Consider the following 16,418-nt stretch of genomic DNA (forward strand, 5'->3'; position numbering starts at 1 on the left):
CCGGCGAAGCCGATCGCTGCGATGACGACCGCTCCGAAGACGACCACCCCGATGAGGATCCGGTGCGTCTTGGTGAGCTGCATAGGCGCGGCCACCCGTACTCCCCTCCCATTACGACCTGTTGCGCGCAACAGAGTGGCACATGTGTACGGGGTGCGGATGCCCGGTACGGGTGGGGCCCGGCCTCCGTCGGGGCCGGGCTCCGTCAAATGTCCTGGTCGGGCTACGAGTTGGGTCGGCAGCCGTCAGTTCTTCTCGGCGTCGGACTTGCTGGGGCTCGCACTGCCCCCGGTGTCCTTGCCGATGCTGGAGCCCTTGCCGGACGCCTTGCTGGCACTGGCACTGGCACCGGCACTCGCACCGGCGCTCCTGTCGGGGGTCCCGCCGCCCGAGCCGGCTCCGTCGCCGGCGCCGCCGCCGTTCGCGGTGACGACCGCCTGCACGGCCTCCTTCGCGGCCTTCTGGGCCGCCTTCGTCAGGTCGGCGGCCTTCGGGGACTCGTCACCGGCCAGGCCCGCGCCGTTGTAGTCGACCGTCACGACGACGTTCTCGACGCGCGTCACCAGCGTCTGCTGCCTGAAGGTGCCTTCCTGCTTCTTCAGGTCGTACGTCACCAGCGTCGCCTCGTTGCCCGTCCCGGACACCGGCTCCGACTTGGTGTTCTTCGCGCCCTCCACGGAACGCGCGTCCTCGGCGTGCTTCGCGTAGTACTCCGAGGCCAGCTTCTCGCCGGTGCCGCGGGTCTCGCTCGACTCGAAGCGCAGCAGCGACACGTTCAGCCAGCGGAACTGCGAACCGTCCACGCCGTTGTTGTCCAGGCTGTCCCAGGAGCAGTTGCCGCGCGTGGCGATGTCGTCCGACTCGCCCTCCTTGTCGGACTTGGTGCCCTCGGGGACCAGTTCCTTCAGGGTCTTCGACGAGAACACCTTGCAGGGCTCGGGCAGCTTCGCGTACGCCGCCTCCTTCACCACCGCGCCCGCCTCCGTGGGGGAGGACGACGCCGAGGCGGCGGACTCCTTCTTCGCGTCGTCGCCGGAGCCGTCGCCGGAGTCCGAGGAGCAGCCGGAGGCGACGAGCATCGCGGGGACGGCGGCCGCCCCGACCAGGACGCGGGTGAGTCGCTGACGGTGTCGCTGTACGGATCGGTGCATGGTTCCTTCACTCAAGACGCTCGGATGTACGTGCGTGTACGTGCGAACGGCCACGGTAGCCCGAACGGGACATGTGCGGCTGAGGTTCCGCCGAGGCCGAAACCCTCGCCGAACGCCTCTAATCGCTGAACGTCCCGGCGAGCTGACCCGCCAGTTTCCGTGCCCTGTCCTGCATGTCCTCGCTGCTCGGGACGTCGGTCGTGGTCGCCGGCTGCTCGTCGTACTGGATGGTCACGACCACGTTGGACGTGCGGAACACCACAGTCACCGTGCGCTGCTTCGAGTCGTTCAGCGCGTCGTCGAGGAAGGCCGCGTCGCCCAGTCCGCCGAGGACGCGGGGCTGGAGGGCGGTCGGGGTGGAGCCCGGGGCGCCGGTGCCGGACGGGTCACCGGAGGAACCGCTGCCGGCGTCACCGCTCGCGTCGCCGGAGGTGCCGGAGGGCTCCTTCGTGCCGGCGGCGGACTCGGAGGCGGAGGGCGCGGACGAGCCGGACGACTCCGACGTTCCGGATGAACCGGGTGACTCGGACGCGTCAGGTGACTCGGGTGTCCCGGCCGGCGCGGAGGACGACGGGGCCGGTTCCGGAAGGTCCGCCTCCTCCTCCTTCTCGCCGTAGATCTCGGTCGCGCGGTCGTCGTCGCTCACCGCGTTGTCGTACGAGACCACCCGCTCGAAGTCCACCAACAGGTGGTCCGTCGCGGACGCCGACTCCGCCTTCCAGCGGCAGCCGACCTTGCGGTCCGTGTCGTACGTGACCGTCGCCGTGCCCTCGTACGCCTTCTCGCGCTGCTCCTCGTCGGTCAGCTGCTTGATGCCGGGCAGCAGCGAGTCCAGCGTGCCCCGGGACACCGCGCCGCAGGGCTCCGGCAGCGTGCGGTACCTGCCGGGCTGCGCGGCGGCCGTCGTCGCGGTGCCGCCCGGCTTCGGGTCGTCCTCGCCGCCGCCGTCCGACGATCCACTGGTGCAGCCGGCCAGCAGCGCCGCGAGAAGCGCGGCGACGCCGGGTGCGTGGGCCTTCCGCTGCACGGTGGGCTCCTCTCGACGGGTCGCTCGACTGGGCTCGCGACCAGGGTGTCCTGTGGTTATTCGGTTGCCGCACGGGGGCGGTCCCTGGAGACAATGTGTATCGCACGCACTGCCGTGGATGCCGGTCCGTTGTCTCAAACGTTGGCCTTGGCGCCGGTTTTGCGATTTTTGACTTCTGTTGGTTTTCCGGGGGAACGAGGACGATATGTCGTACGTGGAAGTGCCGGGGGCGAAGGTCCCGATCCGTATGTGGGCGGACCCGGCGTCGGTGGAGGACGGCGCGATGCAGCAGCTCCGCAACGTCGCCACGCTGCCGTGGATCAAGGGCCTGGCCGTCATGCCGGACGTGCACTACGGAAAGGGCGCGACGGTCGGGTCGGTCATCGCGATGCGGGGTGCGGTGTGCCCCGCGGCGGTCGGGGTGGACATCGGCTGCGGCATGTCCGCGGTGAAGACGTCGCTGACCGCCAACGACCTGCCGGGCGACCTCTCCCGGCTGCGCACCAAGGTCGAGCAGGCGATCCCGGTGGGCCGGGGGATGCACGACAGCCCGGTCGACCCCGGGCGGCTGCACGGGCTTCCCACCGGCGGGTGGGACGACTTCTGGGCGCGGTTCGACGGGGTCGCGGAAGCGGTCAAGTTCCGTCAGGAGCGAGCCACGAAGCAGATGGGAACGCTCGGATCGGGAAACCACTTCGTCGAGATCTGCCTGAGCGAGGACGGTTCGGTCTGGCTCATGCTGCATTCCGGGTCCCGGAACATCGGCAAGGAACTGGCGGAGCACCACATCGGTATCGCTCAGAAGCTGCCGCACAACCAGGGACTGATCGACCGTGACCTCGCCGTCTTCATCGCGGACACCCCGCAGATGGGGGCGTACCGCAACGACCTGTTCTGGGCGCAGGAGTACGCCAAGTACAACCGCACGCTGATGATGGCACTCCTGAAGGACGTGATCCGCAAGGAGTTCAAGAAGGCCAGGCCGGCCTTCGAGCCCGAGATCAGCGCGCACCACAACTACGTGGCCGAGGAGCGCTACGAGGGAATGGACCTGCTGGTCACCCGCAAGGGCGCGATCCGCGCGGGCTCCGGCGAGTACGGCATCATCCCCGGCTCGATGGGCACGGGCTCGTACATCGTGAAGGGTCTCGGCAACGAGAAGGCGTTCAACTCGGCCTCGCACGGGGCGGGCCGGCGGATGAGCCGCAACGCCGCCAAGCGCCGCTTCTCCACGAAGGACCTGGAGGAGCAGACGCGGGGCGTGGAGTGCCGCAAGGACTCCGGTGTCGTGGACGAGATTCCCGCCGCGTACAAGCCGATCGAGCAGGTCATCGACCAGCAGCGGGATCTCGTCGAGGTCGTGGCGAAGCTGAAGCAGGTCGTCTGCGTGAAGGGCTGACGGACCTCCGCGGTCGGCGGAGGTCCGGGGGCGGCGGGCCCCCGCCGGCCGGCGGGCCTCTGCGGCTGACGGAGGTCCGGGGTCGGCGGAGGTCCTCCGGGGTCGGCGGGCCTCCGCGGCCGGTGTGGAGCCGGTGAAGGCGGCCGCGTGCTCCGGGGGCCGTTACAGCTCCCGGTGGACCTTCGTGTTGGACGCCTGGGCACGGGGGCGTACGACCAGGAGGTCGATGTTGACGTGCGAGGGGCGGGTGACCGTCCAGGTGATCGTCTCCGCCACGTCCTCGGCGGTGAGGGGCTCGGCCACTCCGGCGTAGACCTTCGCCGCCTTCTCGGCGTCGCCGCCGAAGCGGGTCAGCGCGAACTCGTCGGTACGGACCATGCCCGGCGCGATCTCGATGACCCGCACCGGCGTGCCGACGATCTCCAGGCGGAGGGTCTCGGCGAGGACGTGCTCGGCGTGCTTGGCGGCCACGTAGCCGGCGCCGCCCTCGTAGGTGCCGTGGCCCGCGGTCGAGGAGACGACGACCACCGTGCCGTCGCCGGAGGCGGTCAGCGCGGGCAGGAGGGCCTGGGTGACGTTGAGTGTGCCGATGACGTTCGTCTCGTACATCTGGCGCCACTCCGCCGGGTCGCCGGACGCGACCGGGTCGGCACCGAGCGCGCCGCCCGCGTTGTTGACCAGCACGCCGATCTTCTTGAAGGCCGTCGCGAACTCGTCGACGGCCGCGCGGTCGGTGACGTCCAGCGTGTACGCCGTCGCCTGGCCGCCCGCCGCGGTGATCTCCTCCGCGAGGGCCTCGATGCGGTCCTTGCGGCGGGCGGTGAGGACCACGCGGTAGCCCCCGGCCGCCAGCTGCCTGGCCGTCGCGGCACCGATCCCGCTGCTCGCGCCGGTGACGACGGCGATACGGGACGCGGGGGGCGCGGCGGGCGCGGGGGCGGTCATGGGGGTGCTCCTCGGGGAGGGGGCGGGCGTGAGGGCGGTGGTCTGTGGTTGTTGCTCGGTTGCTCGCTTCGGTGGTCAGGATATGTGGCGGGTCTCCGGCCGGGGGTGGGGTGGGGGCGTATGCGGGTGCGGGTGCGTCGTGGCTGGTCGCGCAGTTCCCCGCGCCCCTGGTGGGTCGGGTGCGGGGTGCCCGGAGGTGTGGAGGCGGGTCAGGGGGCGGGGAATAGTGCTGGTGGTGGGGGTGTTTGTGGATATAGTTGAATCGTAAACAACCTGCGAGGGATGAGGAAGCCATGCAGTTCGGGATCTTCACCGTCGGCGACGTCACGCCGGACCCCACCACGGGCCGGACCCCGACCGAGCACGAGCGGATCAAGGCCATGGTCGCCATCGCGCAGAAGGCCGAGGAGGTCGGGCTCGACGTCTTCGCGACCGGCGAGCACCACAACCCGCCCTTCGTGCCGTCGTCGCCGACCACCATGCTCGGCTGGATCGCCGCGCGCACCGAGAACATCGTCCTGTCCACCTCCACCACCCTCATCACCACCAACGACCCGGTGAAGATCGCCGAGGACTTCGCGATGCTCCAGCACCTCGCGGACGGGCGCGTGGACCTGATGATGGGGCGCGGCAACACCGGCCCGGTCTACCCCTGGTTCGGCAAGGACATCCGCCAGGGCATCAACCTCGCCGTCGAGAACTACGCCCTCCTGTACCGCCTGTGGCGCGAGGACGTGGTGACCTGGGAGGGCAAGTTCCGTACGCCGCTGCAGTCGTTCACGTCGACGCCGCGGCCGTTGGACGGCGTGCCGCCGTTCGTCTGGCACGGCTCGATCCGTTCGCCGGAGATCGCCGAGCAGGCCGCGTACTACGGGGACGGGTTCTTCCACAACAACATCTTCTGGCCGGCGGACCACACCAGGCAGATGGTCGAGCTGTACCGGTCGCGGTACGCGCACTACGGGCACGGCACCCCGGAGCAGGCGATCGTCGGGCTCGGCGGACAGGTGTTCATGCGGCGCAACTCGCAGGACGCGGTACGGGAGTTCCGGCCGTACTTCGACAACGCGCCGGTGTACGGGCACGGTCCCTCGCTGGAGGACTTCACGCAGCAGACCCCGCTGACGGTCGGCACGCCCGAGCAGGTCATCGAGAAGACGCTGTCCTTCCGGGACTACGCCGGTGACTACCAGCGGCAGTTGTTCCTCGTGGACCACGCCGGGCTGCCGCTGAAGACCGTGCTGGAGCAGATCGACATGTTGGGCGAGAAGGTCGTGCCGGTCCTGCGCGAGGAGTTCGCCAAGGGGCGCCCGGCGGGAGTGCCGGGAGCGCCCACGCATGCGGCGCGGGTCGCCGCGGCCGCTGCCGGTGCCGCTGCCGACCAGGAGGTGGCCGCGTCATGAAGTACGTCGTCGTCTCGGCGGGGCTGAGTGTTCCGTCGTCCACGCGGCTGCTGGGCGACCGGCTCGCCGCGGCCGTCGTGGGGCGCCTGCCCGCGACGGCTCCGGCCGAGGTCGAGGTGGTGGAGCTGCGCGATCTCGCGGTGGAGATCGCGCAGAACCTCACCAGCGGGTTCCCCGGGCCCGCGCTCGGTGCGGCGCTGGAGGCGGTGGCGTCCGCGGACGGGCTGATCGTCGTGACGCCCGTCTTCTCCGCCTCGTACAGCGGGCTGTTCAAGTCGTTCTTCGACGTACTGGACCGGGACGCGCTGGCGGGGAAGCCGGTGCTGGTCGCCGCGACCGGGGGGTCGGCGCGGCACTCGCTGGTGCTGGAGCACGCGATGCGGCCGCTGTTCGCGTACCTCCGGGCGGTGGTCGTGCCCACCGGGGTCTACGCGGCGTCGGAGGACTGGGGCGCGGAAGGGCTTGCGGAACGGATCGAGCGGGCCGCGGCGGAGCTGGCGGCGCTGACGGGGGCGTTGTCGGGGACGTCGGCGGGGGCCTCGCGGGGAGTGGCCGGTGACGCGGCCGTACCTCAGGCGCGGCGGACCGGGTCCGTGCGGGTCGGCGGTTTCGAGGTGACTCCCTTCGCGGAGCAACTGGCCGCGCTGCGGCCCGAGTAGGAAGGGGCCGCCCTCGGTCCTCGGCCGGCGTCCGGTCTTCGGCGTCTGCCCCGTCCGGCGCCGGGGCACCGTCCGTGAACCACCGGTGAAACGGGGCGGCGGGAAGTCTGTCTCGGGCCCTCCCACCGGGCACAGACGGAGAGAAGGGCCCGGCAGACTGGTCCCGTGCCCCACAATCTGCTGCTCGCCGAGGACGACCGTGCGATCCGCCATGCCCTGGAGCGGGCCCTGACCCTGGAGGGATACGCCGTCACGGCGGTCGCCGACGGTGCCGAGGCGCTCGCGCGGGCCCACCACACCCCGCCCGACGTGCTCGTACTCGACGTGATGATGCCCGGCATCGACGGCCTCCAGGTCTGTCGTGTCCTGCGCGCCGAGGGCGACCGCACTCCCATCCTGATGCTCACCGCGCTCGTCGAGACCGCGGACCGCATCGCGGGTCTGGACGCCGGTGCCGACGACTACGTGGTCAAGCCCTTCGACGTCGAGGAGGTCTTCGCCCGGCTCCGGGCCCTGCTGCGGCGTACGGGCGCCACCGACGACGTCCCCGGGGAACCGCGGCCCACGCCCGGCGGCCTGCTCGCCGCCGCGGGTCTGCGGCTCGATCCCCGGGCACGCCGGGTCTGGCGGGGCGCGCGGGAGGTGGAGCTCACCCGTACCGAGTTCGACCTGCTGGAGCTGCTCGTCCGCAACGCCGGCATCGTCCTCGACCACACCACCATCTACGACCGCATCTGGGGCTACGACTTCGGGCCCGGCTCCAAGAACCTCGCCGTGTACGTCGGTTACCTGCGGCGCAAGCTCGACGAGCCGGGCGTTCCCTCGACGATCCACACGGTGCGGGGCGTGGGATACGTGCTGAGGGAGGGCTGAGTGCGGCCCGGCCTTTCTTCACTGCGGTCCTCGCTGCGGACCACCTTCACCGTGTCGTTCGCGGCCGTGGCGGCGGTCGTCACCGTGCTCATCGGCTTCCTGTCGTACGACGCGGCCGCCCGGCTGGTGCGCGTGGACCAGCAGACCGTGTTCGAGGGTGTCGTACGGGACCTGCTCGACGAGGTGCGCGGCAGGCCGCTGTCGCCGGCGGACTTCGCGACCGCCGACGCCGACGGCGGCCCGCGCGACGAGATCGTCCGGCCGAGCGGCACGGTCGTGCAGGTGCTGGGGCCGGGCGGGTCGATGGTCGACCGGGGGCATCCGACGCTGCCCGTGACCGCCGCCGACCGGCCGGTCGCGGCCGCGCGGGTCGCCGGGCGGCTGGTGGAGCACCGGGACGTCGAGGTCGGCGACAGCGACGACGTGTACCGCGTCGCGACCGTCTCGCTCGGCGGCGGGCGGGGCGCCGTCCAGGTGGCGCAGGAGTTCAGCGGCACCGAGGACCTGCTGCGCGACCTCCAGCAGCGGACCGTACTGCTGGAGGCCGCCGTGGTGACCGCCGCGGGACTCTTCGGCTGGTGGCTGGCCCGGCGCATCACCTCGCGTCTGGTGCGGCTCACCGGGGCAGCCGAGGACGTGGCCCGCACCGGCAGCCTCGGCATCCAGGTGCCGGTCGCCGGGTACGACGAGGTGGCCCGGCTCGGCCGGTCCTTCGACCGCATGCTGGGGCGGCTCGCCCAGTCCGAGGACGACCAGCGGCGCCTCGTGCAGGACGCGGGCCACGAGTTGCGTACGCCGCTGACCTCCCTGCGTACGAACATCTCGATGCTCCGGCGGATGGACGAGCTGCCGCCCGCCGCCCGTGAGGAACTGGTCGCCGACCTCGCCCAGGAGTCCCGCGAACTCACCGACCTGGTCAACGAACTGGTCGCGCTGGCGGCCGGGCGGTCCGACTCCGAGCCGGTGGGGCGGGTGACCGTCGCCGACCTCGCCGACGACGTGGCGGTGGCGGCGCGCCGGCGCACGGGGCGGGCCGTCACCGTCCGGGTGTCCGGTGACACGGTGATCGACGGGCGGCCCGCGGCGCTGCAGCGGGCCGTGTCCAACCTGGTGGACAACGCGGCGAAGTTCGACCGGGGTGGCGGCGAGCCCATCGAACTCGTGGTGACGCGCGACAGGGACGCCGTGCGCATCGAGGTACTGGACCGCGGGCCCGGTATCGCCGAGGAGGACCTCGACCGGGTCTTCGACCGCTTCTACCGCGCGCCGGACGCCCGGAGCCTGCCCGGTTCCGGGCTCGGCCTGTCGATCGTCCGAGAGGTGGCCACCGCCCACGCCGGCAAACCGTTCGCCCACCGCCGCAAGGGCGGCGGCGCGATAACAGGCTTCACAGCCACCACCGCCACCCCACCCGAACAGGAACGAAAGTAAGCACCCACGGGGGTCGGGGCGCAGCCCCACCCGGGGGGCGCGGGGAACGGCGCGCTGAGCCACGACGCTCCCGCACGTCGTCACGGCGGGTCGGGGCGCAGCCCCATCCGGGGGGCGCGGGGAACGGCGCGCCCGGCCACAACGCACCCGCACCCGCCAACGGCACCCCCTCACCAGCCAGACCGCAGGTCATCGTCCTCGCCCTCCTCAAGCAGCGTCGCCGCCGCCCCCACCACGCTCGGGTCCGGCTCCCCGACGACCTCGTGGTCCTTGCCCGTGTAGTCGAAGCGGGCCAGCACGCTGCGCATGGCCTCGACCCTGGCGCGCTTCTTGTCGTTGCTCTTCACCACGGTCCACGGGGCCTGCTCGGTGTCCGTCTCGCGGAACATGGCGACCTTCGCGGCGGTGTAGTCGTCCCACAGGTCCAGCGAGGCGAGGTCCATCGGGCTGAGCTTCCACTGCCGTACGGGGTCGACCTGGCGGATCGTGAAGCGGGTGCGCTGCTCGCCCTGCGACACCGAGAACCAGAACTTCACCAGGTCCACGCCGTCGTCGACGAGCATCCGCTCGAAGCCGGGGGCCTGCCGCATGAAGCGCCGGTACTCGTCGTCCGTGCAGAAGCCCATGACCCGCTCGACACCGGCCCGGTTGTACCAGGACCGGTCGAAGAGCACGATCTCGCCCGCGGTCGGCAGATGCTCCACGTAGCGCTGGAAGTACCACTGCCCGCGCTCGCGTTCGGTGGGCTTCTCCAGCGCCACCACCCGGGCGCCGCGCGGGTTGAGGTGCTCGGTGAAACGTTTGATCGTGCCGCCCTTGCCGGCCGCGTCCCGTCCCTCGAAGACGACGACGAGCCGGCGCCCCGTCTCCTTGATCCAGCCTTGCAGCTTCAGCAGCTCGATCTGCTGCAGCCGCTTGTGCAGGTCGTACTCCGCGCGCTCCATGCGGCGCGCGTACGGGTAGTTCTCGCGCCAGGTGTCCACCGGGCTGCCGTCCGGCCGGATCAGTACCGGGTCGTCGTGGTCGCTGTAGTCGACGGTCATGCCGTTCATCAGCTCGGTCATGTCTCTCCCCAGGTGTGTCGGTGGAACCGCGGGGCCGGTGGAACTGCGGGGCCGGTGGAACTGCGGCATCCCATGGAGCCCGTACGCCACGCCCTCTCCCGGGGTTTCCCGGCTGTCCCCTCTCATGCGTGACCGGCCCCTGCCCCGCGTGACCAGGCTCTGCGCGCCCCGGCGCCGGCGGCGGAGGTCTCGGCCGGTGCCGTAGGAAAGCAAGCCGTATGAAAGCAAGCGGAGGCGTACGGACGGCGACACGCAGGCAAAGGACCCGCGCGAGGGCGGCGACGCCGGGGGCGGTCGGGGGCCTGCCGGGTAACGGGGGTGTCACTGAGTACACCTCCCGATACGGGCTCTGCGCCCAATGTGCGGACGACGCCCGTTCCGTAACTTTGTTGACGGAGCACAGAGAGTGCCGAACAGCGGGGCGCGGACCGTGCCCGACGGAGGCTGATGACGATGTTTCGCCGGACCAAGCGACGTGACCACGCCAACGGATCGAACCCTGTCGAGATGGCTCTGCGGCTGGTGAAGGTCAGCAAGACCTACGGAAGTGACGACAGTGCCGTGAAGGCGCTGGACGAAGTGACGTTCAGCCTCGCGAGCGGCACCTTCACCGCGGTGATGGGGCCCTCGGGCTCCGGCAAGTCCACGCTGCTGCAGTGCGCGGCCGGTCTCGACATGCCCGACAGCGGCATCGTGACGGTCGACGGCGCGCAGATGACCGGCGGCACCGAGGCCGAGCTGACGAAGTTCCGGCGCAACCGCATCGGCTTCATCTTCCAGCAGTACAACCTGCTGGACACGCTCACCGTGGTGCAGAACACGATCCTGCCGCTCAAGCTCGCCCGGCGGCGCGTGAACCGGGGCCGGGTGCGGGAGACCCTCACCGCCGTCGGCCTCGGCGACCGTCTCGGCCACCGGCCCGACCAGCTCTCCGGCGGCCAGCGCCAGCGCGTCGCCATCGCCCGCGCCCTGGTGGCCGAGCCGAGCGTGATCTTCGCGGACGAGCCGACCGGCGCCCTGGACACCCGCAGCGCGCGGGACGTCCTGCGGCTCCTCCAGGAAGCGGTACGGGTCCACGGCCGTACGGTCGTCATGGTGACCCACGACCCGGTCGCGGCCTCGTACGCCGACTCGGTCCTGTTCCTCGCCGACGGCCGGCTCGCGGGCCAGATGCACCAGCCGACCGTGGACGCGGTGGCCGAGCGCCTCGCGCACCTCGGCGACGACGTGATGGTGGGAGTCTGACCATGATGTTCACCCTGGCCATGCGTTCCGTCCGCAAGCGCCCCGGGCGCTTCGTCGCGACGCTGCTCTCCGCCTTCCTCGGCGCGACCATCGTCATGACGTTCAACTCGATGCAGGACACGGCCGGCGCGGACGGCGTCGACGCCGTCAGCAAGGACATCCTCGGTACCTCGGCGGGCGTCGTCGGCAGCTACGGCACCCTCCTGGTGTTCTTCGCCGTCGCCTCCACCCTGACGGTGAACGTGCGCCAGCGCTCCTCGGAGATCGAGCTGCTGCGCTGCTCCGGTGCCACCCCCGCGCAGATCAAGCGCATGATCGTCGGTGAGTCGGTGGTCGTCGGCCTGGTGGGTACGCTGCTCGCCATCGGTCCCGCGATGCTCGGCGGGCAGGCGCTGCTCGACCTCTTCAAGGACAGCGGGCAGGTCTCCGACTCCGTCGACTTCGTCTTCGGCCCCATCGCCATGTCCTCGGGCTTCGCCATCACGATGGTCGCCGCGGCGGGCGCGGCGTTCCTCGCGGTGCGCCGGGCCACCCGGCGGGTCAAGCCGCGGGGCAGGGGACGCACGTTCCTCACCCTCGGCTCCCTGATCCTCGGCGCGGGGGCGGTCAGCTTCACCTTCACCCTCTCCTCGACCGACGAGGCGCTGATGGCGCCGGCCGCGTACGGCTCGATCCTGCTCTCGGTCGCCTTCGGGCTCATGGCGCCGGGTCTGCTCAAGGGCCTGGTCATGCTGCTGCCCCTGCGGGGCCCGAGCGGCTACCTGGCCGTACGCATCCTGCGGGTGCAGTCCAAGCAACTGTCGGGTGTCCTCGTACCGTTGACCCTCTTCGCCGGGATGGCCACGGCGACCCTCTACATGCAGGCCGTCGAGAACGACGCCATCGACGCGTCCGGTGTGCCGAAGACCGTCGACGCGAAGAACCTCGAGACGCTCAACCTCGTGATCGTCGGCATCATCGTGGTCTTCTCCTGCATCATGCTGATCAACTCCCTCTACGCGTCGACGACCTACCGCCGCAAGGAGTTCGGCCAGCAGCGCCTGGCGGGGGGCACTCCGGGACAGGTGCTCCGCATGATCGGCATCGAGTCCTTCGTCCTCACGGTGACGGGTGTCGTCTTCGGTGTGGCGGCGGCGCTCGCCGGGATCATCCCCTTCACCGTGGTCCGCACGGACGGGGTGCTGCCGGAGCAAGGGCTGGGGATCTGGCTCGGGATCGTGGCGGTGGCCGCGCTGGCCACGCTCGGGACGAGCCTTGTCACCGCACGGCGGGCGCTGAAGACTTCGGCGATCAGTGCGGTCTCCCTGGCCGCGTGAGCCTCTCCGGGGCGTGGGCAACCGCTGATGCGGTTGCCCACGCCTTGTGCGTTGTGCGCGCGTTCCCCGCGACCCCGAGAGCGAAGGGGCTTACGTATCTTGGGGTTTGGCAGTTGTGTTGTGCGTGTTCGTACGCGCCTTGGATGAGAAGACGGTGGCCATGAGTGATCGCGAGAGCTCGGCGGGACAGCAGCCTCGGCAGAGAATCGACACGTCCGTGCCGCACTCGGCCCGGATCTGGAACTACTGGCTGGGCGGCAAGGACAACTACCCAGTGGACGAGGAGGCCGGCGACGCGTACACCGACGTCTTCCCCGGCATCGTGACCATCGCCCGCAGCAGCCGCGCCTTCCTCGGGCGCAGCATCCGCCACCTGGTGGAGGAGGCGGGCATCCGGCAGTTCCTGGACGTCGGCACCGGCCTGCCGACCGTGGACAACACCCACGAGGTCGCCCAGCGGCTCGCCCCGGAGGCCAAGGTCGTCTACGTCGACAACGACCCGCTGGTCCTCGCCCACGCGCGCGTGCTGCTCACCTCCACGCCGGAGGGGGCCACCGACTACGTGGACGCCAGCCTCTTCGCACCGGACCTCATCCTGGAGGCCGCCGCCAAGACCCTGGACCTGAGCCGGCCGACGGCGCTGATCCTCAGCGGCATCCTCGGTCACGTCGCCGACCACGACCAGGCCCGCGCCCTGGTCCGCGACCTGATGGCGGGGCTCCCGTCGGGCAGCTACCTGTGCGTCAACGACGGCTCGCGCGGCACCGATCCGGCCTACGAGGCGGCCCAGGACGGCTACAACGAGACCGGCGCGGTCCCGTACTTCCTGCGTCCCGTGCCGCAGATCGAGGCGTACTTCGAGGGCCTGGAGATGGTGGAGCCGGGAGTCGTGTCGGTCCCGCTGTGGCGCCCGGATCCCGACGGCGCCGGTGAGCCGACCCCGATCGGCCAGCACGGAGGACTGGGCCGCAAGCCCTGACCCGCGGCCCCGGCCCACGGCCTGCCCCACAGCGCTGCCGCACACGCTCTGGCCCGCACGCCCTGACGCGCACACCCCCCACGGCGACCGCCGCAGGGGGTGTGCGCGTCAGACCTGTCGGCTCAGGGCCACACCAGGCAGTACGGCTGATGCCCCGCCTCGTGCAGGCGGTGGCTGAAGTCCTGCCACTCGTGCAGGAGTTGGTAGACGTTGAACGCGTCCCGGGGGCCGCCGCGGTCCGGGACCGTGGACCAGATGAAGGCGGCCGCGCCCACGGCCTCCTCGCCGATGCCGCGGAGCGGGTCGACGACGGTCATGGGGAGCCTGACGACGGCGTAGTCCGGGTGGAGCACGACCAGTTCGAGCGGGGGCACCTTGTGCAGGGGTATGCCCTCTATGCCGGTGAGGACCATCGCGGCCATCGTCTCCGGCTTGATCTTCGTGAACATGCCGTTCATACCCAGCTCGTCGCCGCCGAGCTCCTCCGGGCGCATGGAGATGGGGACGCGGGCGGCGGTCGCGCCGTCCGGTGCCCCGAAGTATTTGTAGGTCACCCCCACCCGGCCACCATTCCCGCTGCTTCCTGGCCTGAGCTGGTCTGCCCCGCGGTCCGTGTAGTCCATACCGTCCATACGCGCGGACGGCTCGATCCGCTCAGGTTCGCCCTGCGACCCTTGAGTCTGCCGTGCTTCGGCCGCTTCCGCCTCGCGCCGGTGTTTCCCCCGCCGGGCACGCCGAGGACCGAGGTCATCGGTCCCCTCGCCCAGTCCGCCACCGCGATGCATATCTCCACCCGACTGCTTTTTTAGGATGCGCGACCCCCGCCACGCAACCCGATCATCGTGACAGTGACCTCCCCCACGGCCGCACGCCGAAACGTGCGGTGAAACACCTGTCCGCAGGATCTTCGCAGCCTCTGACACCATGGTCCGTGTGAGCTATCCGTACGAAGCCCCAGTTTCGCAGACTCTCTTCGACCGTGCGGCGGCCGTGACGCCCGGCGGCGTGAACTCTCCCGTCCGCGCGTTCCGCGCCGTGGGCGGTACGCCCCGGTTCATGGTGTCCGGTAACGGTCCATACCTGACAGATGCCGACGGGAGGGAGTACGTCGACCTCGTTTGTTCCTGGGGGCCGATGATCCTCGGCCATTCCCACCCCGAAGTGATCGCGGCGGTCCAGGACGCCGTCTCCCGCGGCACGAGCTTCGGGACACCGGGGGAGGGTGAGGTCGCGCTCGCCGAGGAGATCGTCGCCCGGGTCGGGCCGGTCGAGCAGGTCCGGCTGGTGTCCAGCGGTACCGAGGCGACCATGTCCGCCATCCGTCTGGCGCGCGGGTTCACCGGCCGCGCCAAGGTCGTGAAGTTCGCCGGCTGCTACCACGGGCACGTCGACGCCCTGCTGGCCGCCGCGGGGAGCGGCGTCGCCACCTTCGCGCTCCCCGACACCCCGGGCGTCACCGGCGCCCAGGCCGGGGACACCATCGTCCTGCCGTACAACGACCTCGACGCCGTCCGCGCGGCCTTCCGCGCGCATCCCGGCGAGATCGCCTGCGTGATCACCGAGGCGTCACCCGGCAACATGGGCGTCGTGCCGCCGCTGCCCGGCTTCAACCAGGGACTGAAGGACGCCTGCGCCGCGGACGGCGCGCTCTACATCTCCGACGAGGTCATGACCGGCTTCCGCACGAGCAGGGCCGGCTGGTACGGGGTGGACGGGGTGGAGCCCGACCTCATGACCTTCGGCAAGGTCATGGGCGGCGGTTTCCCGGCCGCCGCCTTCGGCGGGCGCCGGGACGTGATGGCGCACCTCGCGCCCGTGGGCCCCGTCTACCAGGCCGGCACGCTGTCCGGTAACCCGGTGGCGACCGCCGCTGGACTGGCCCAGCTCCGGCTGCTCGACGACGCCGCGTACGCCCGGGTCGACGCGGTGTCCGAGCAGATCCGTACGCTCGTCACCGACGCCCTCACCAAGGAAGGTGTGGTGCACAGACTGCAGAACGCGTCCAACATGTTCTCCGTCTTCTTCACCGGGGAAGACGTACGCAATTACGAGGACGCGAAGACGCAGGAGTCGTACCGCTTCAACGCCTTCTTCCACTCGATGCTGGCGCAGGGCGTCTACCTGCCGCCGTCCTCGTTCGAGTCCTGGTTCGTGTCGACGGCGCACGACGAGCAGGCGGTACAGCGGATCGCCGACGCCCTTCCGGCGGCGGCACGGGCAGCAGCGGAGGCCACGGCAGCATGAGTGACATCACCGTCGTACACGTGATGCGGCACGGAGAGGTCGAGAACCCGGACGGACTGCTCTACGGGCGGCTGCCCGGCTACCACCTGTCCGAGCTCGGGCTGCGGATGGCCGAGCGGGTCGCCGAGCACCTCGCCCCGCGGGACATCACGCACGTCGTCTCCTCCCCGCTGGAGCGGGCCCGGGAGACGGCCGTGCCGATCGCCGAGTCGCGCGGTCTGGACCTCGCGACCGACGCCCGGCTGATCGAGGCGGAGAACGTCTTCCAGGGCAAGGCGTTCGGGGTCGGGGACGGGGCGCTGCGCCGGCCGGAGAACTGGAAGCACCTGGTCAACCCGTTCAAGCCGTCCTGGGGTGAGCCGTACCTGGAGCAGGTCGTACGGATGATGGGGGCGCTGGACGCCGCGAAGGACGCGGCGCGGGGGCACGAGGCCGTGTGCGTCAGCCATCAGCTGCCGATCTGGATCCTGCGGTCGTTCGTGGAGCGACGGCGGTTGTGGCACGACCCGCGGAAGCGGCAGTGCACGCTGGCCTCGCTGACCACGTTCACGTACCAGGGGGACAAGATCGTGTCCGTGGGCTACACGGAGCCGGCGCGGGAGCTCGTGCCGGTGCATCTCCTCGCGGGGGCCCGGCCGGTGAAGGGCAAGTCCAAGGCGTACGGGGCCTAGCCTTTTCGGCT

Annotated in this window: 15 protein-coding genes; 10 read left to right on the plus strand and 5 right to left on the minus strand. The window is 70.9% G+C overall.

What is annotated here, in order from left to right:
• Positions 1-245: 245 nt before the first annotated feature.
• Together ACFYXC_RS32990 and ACFYXC_RS32995 are read right to left on the minus strand one after the other, a co-directional pair.
• Positions 246-1,151: a DUF3558 family protein gene (locus tag ACFYXC_RS32990; RefSeq protein ID WP_389555826.1), complete on the minus strand. Its 906-nt coding sequence runs from the start codon at positions 1,149-1,151 to the stop codon at positions 246-248.
• Between the two features lie 118 nt (positions 1,152-1,269).
• Positions 1,270-2,178 carry a DUF3558 domain-containing protein gene (locus ACFYXC_RS32995; protein WP_389555828.1) on the minus strand — a complete coding sequence of 303 codons (909 nt, stop codon included), beginning with the start codon at positions 2,176-2,178 and terminating at the stop codon, positions 1,270-1,272.
• 205 nt (positions 2,179-2,383) lie between these two features.
• Between ACFYXC_RS32995 and ACFYXC_RS33000 the strand changes: the two genes are divergently transcribed.
• Positions 2,384-3,577: an RtcB family protein gene (locus ACFYXC_RS33000; RefSeq protein WP_389555830.1), complete on the plus strand. Its 1,194-nt coding sequence runs from the start codon at positions 2,384-2,386 to the stop codon at positions 3,575-3,577.
• Positions 3,578-3,739: 162 nt separating this feature from the next.
• On the opposite strand, the gene ACFYXC_RS33005 is transcribed toward ACFYXC_RS33000, so the two are convergent.
• Positions 3,740-4,522 carry an SDR family NAD(P)-dependent oxidoreductase gene (locus ACFYXC_RS33005; protein WP_389555832.1) on the minus strand — a complete coding sequence of 261 codons (783 nt, stop codon included), beginning with the start codon at positions 4,520-4,522 and terminating at the stop codon, positions 3,740-3,742.
• Between the two features lie 293 nt (positions 4,523-4,815).
• Between ACFYXC_RS33005 and ACFYXC_RS33010 the strand changes: the two genes are divergently transcribed.
• The 4 genes from ACFYXC_RS33010 (at position 4,816) to ACFYXC_RS33025 (ending at position 8,888) form a co-directional block, all read left to right on the plus strand.
• The gene (locus tag ACFYXC_RS33010) at positions 4,816-5,925 is read left to right on the plus strand and encodes an LLM class flavin-dependent oxidoreductase (RefSeq protein WP_389555834.1); all 1,110 of its coding nucleotides are present in this window, start codon (positions 4,816-4,818) and stop codon (positions 5,923-5,925) included.
• A complete protein-coding gene (locus tag ACFYXC_RS33015; RefSeq protein WP_389555836.1) occupies positions 5,922-6,584 on the plus strand; it encodes an FMN reductase in 663 nt (220 codons plus the stop codon). Before ACFYXC_RS33010 ends, ACFYXC_RS33015 begins: the two co-directional genes overlap by 4 nt.
• A 165-nt stretch (positions 6,585-6,749) precedes the next feature.
• A complete protein-coding gene (locus ACFYXC_RS33020; RefSeq protein ID WP_388921647.1) occupies positions 6,750-7,457 on the plus strand; it encodes a response regulator transcription factor in 708 nt (235 codons plus the stop codon).
• On the plus strand, positions 7,458-8,888 hold the full coding sequence (locus tag ACFYXC_RS33025) for an ATP-binding protein (protein ID WP_389555837.1): 1,431 nt from the start codon (positions 7,458-7,460) through the stop codon (positions 8,886-8,888).
• 170 nt (positions 8,889-9,058) lie between these two features.
• Here ACFYXC_RS33025 and ppk2 read toward each other — a convergent pair whose 3' ends face one another.
• Positions 9,059-9,952, minus strand: a complete 894-nt coding sequence (ppk2, locus tag ACFYXC_RS33030; RefSeq protein WP_388921654.1) for a polyphosphate kinase 2 — start codon at positions 9,950-9,952, stop codon at positions 9,059-9,061.
• 447 nt (positions 9,953-10,399) lie between these two features.
• Between ppk2 and ACFYXC_RS33035 the strand changes: the two genes are divergently transcribed.
• The 3 genes from ACFYXC_RS33035 (at position 10,400) to ACFYXC_RS33045 (ending at position 13,492) form a co-directional block, all read left to right on the plus strand.
• Positions 10,400-11,197, plus strand: a complete 798-nt coding sequence (locus tag ACFYXC_RS33035) for an ABC transporter ATP-binding protein (protein WP_389555839.1) — start codon at positions 10,400-10,402, stop codon at positions 11,195-11,197.
• Positions 11,198-11,202: 5 nt separating this feature from the next.
• Positions 11,203-12,513: an FtsX-like permease family protein gene (locus tag ACFYXC_RS33040; RefSeq protein ID WP_389555962.1), complete on the plus strand. Its 1,311-nt coding sequence runs from the start codon at positions 11,203-11,205 to the stop codon at positions 12,511-12,513.
• Between the two features lie 160 nt (positions 12,514-12,673).
• The gene (locus tag ACFYXC_RS33045) at positions 12,674-13,492 is read left to right on the plus strand and encodes an SAM-dependent methyltransferase (protein WP_389555841.1); all 819 of its coding nucleotides are present in this window, start codon (positions 12,674-12,676) and stop codon (positions 13,490-13,492) included.
• A gap of 122 nt (positions 13,493-13,614) precedes the next feature.
• Here ACFYXC_RS33045 and ACFYXC_RS33050 read toward each other — a convergent pair whose 3' ends face one another.
• Positions 13,615-14,277: a hypothetical protein gene (locus ACFYXC_RS33050; RefSeq protein WP_388921663.1), complete on the minus strand. Its 663-nt coding sequence runs from the start codon at positions 14,275-14,277 to the stop codon at positions 13,615-13,617.
• 139 nt (positions 14,278-14,416) lie between these two features.
• On the opposite strand from ACFYXC_RS33050, the gene hemL reads away from it, so the two are divergent.
• Both hemL and ACFYXC_RS33060 read left to right on the plus strand, forming a co-directional pair.
• Positions 14,417-15,736, plus strand: coding sequence for a glutamate-1-semialdehyde 2,1-aminomutase (gene hemL, locus ACFYXC_RS33055; protein WP_389555843.1), 1,320 nt, complete (start codon positions 14,417-14,419; stop codon positions 15,734-15,736).
• The gene (locus ACFYXC_RS33060) at positions 15,733-16,407 is read left to right on the plus strand and encodes a histidine phosphatase family protein (protein ID WP_389555844.1); all 675 of its coding nucleotides are present in this window, start codon (positions 15,733-15,735) and stop codon (positions 16,405-16,407) included. Before hemL ends, ACFYXC_RS33060 begins: the two co-directional genes overlap by 4 nt.
• Positions 16,408-16,418 lie beyond the last annotated feature (11 nt).

The organism is Streptomyces sp. NPDC002701, assembly GCF_042889045.1.
Lineage (GTDB): Bacteria > Actinomycetota > Actinomycetes > Streptomycetales > Streptomycetaceae > Streptomyces.

Bases quoted from the DNA above. Each gene is read 5' to 3' on its own strand.
- hemL (WP_389555843.1), top strand. From the start codon at position 14,417: ATGGTCCGTGTGAGCTATCCGTACGAAGCCCCAGTTTCGCAGACTCTC.
- ACFYXC_RS33035 (WP_389555839.1), top strand. From the start codon at position 10,400: ATGACGATGTTTCGCCGGACCAAGCGACGTGACCACGCCAACGGATCG.
- ACFYXC_RS33060 (WP_389555844.1), top strand. From the start codon at position 15,733: ATGAGTGACATCACCGTCGTACACGTGATGCGGCACGGAGAGGTCGAG.
- ACFYXC_RS32990 (WP_389555826.1), bottom strand. From the start codon at position 1,151: ATGCACCGATCCGTACAGCGACACCGTCAGCGACTCACCCGCGTCCTG.
- ppk2 (WP_388921654.1), bottom strand. From the start codon at position 9,952: ATGACCGAGCTGATGAACGGCATGACCGTCGACTACAGCGACCACGAC.
- ACFYXC_RS33000 (WP_389555830.1), top strand. From the start codon at position 2,384: ATGTCGTACGTGGAAGTGCCGGGGGCGAAGGTCCCGATCCGTATGTGG.
- ACFYXC_RS33015 (WP_389555836.1), top strand. From the start codon at position 5,922: ATGAAGTACGTCGTCGTCTCGGCGGGGCTGAGTGTTCCGTCGTCCACG.
- ACFYXC_RS33005 (WP_389555832.1), bottom strand. From the start codon at position 4,522: ATGACCGCCCCCGCGCCCGCCGCGCCCCCCGCGTCCCGTATCGCCGTC.
- ACFYXC_RS33045 (WP_389555841.1), top strand. From the start codon at position 12,674: ATGAGTGATCGCGAGAGCTCGGCGGGACAGCAGCCTCGGCAGAGAATC.
- ACFYXC_RS33010 (WP_389555834.1), top strand. From the start codon at position 4,816: ATGCAGTTCGGGATCTTCACCGTCGGCGACGTCACGCCGGACCCCACC.
- ACFYXC_RS33050 (WP_388921663.1), bottom strand. From the start codon at position 14,277: ATGCATCGCGGTGGCGGACTGGGCGAGGGGACCGATGACCTCGGTCCT.
- ACFYXC_RS33040 (WP_389555962.1), top strand. From the start codon at position 11,203: ATGTTCACCCTGGCCATGCGTTCCGTCCGCAAGCGCCCCGGGCGCTTC.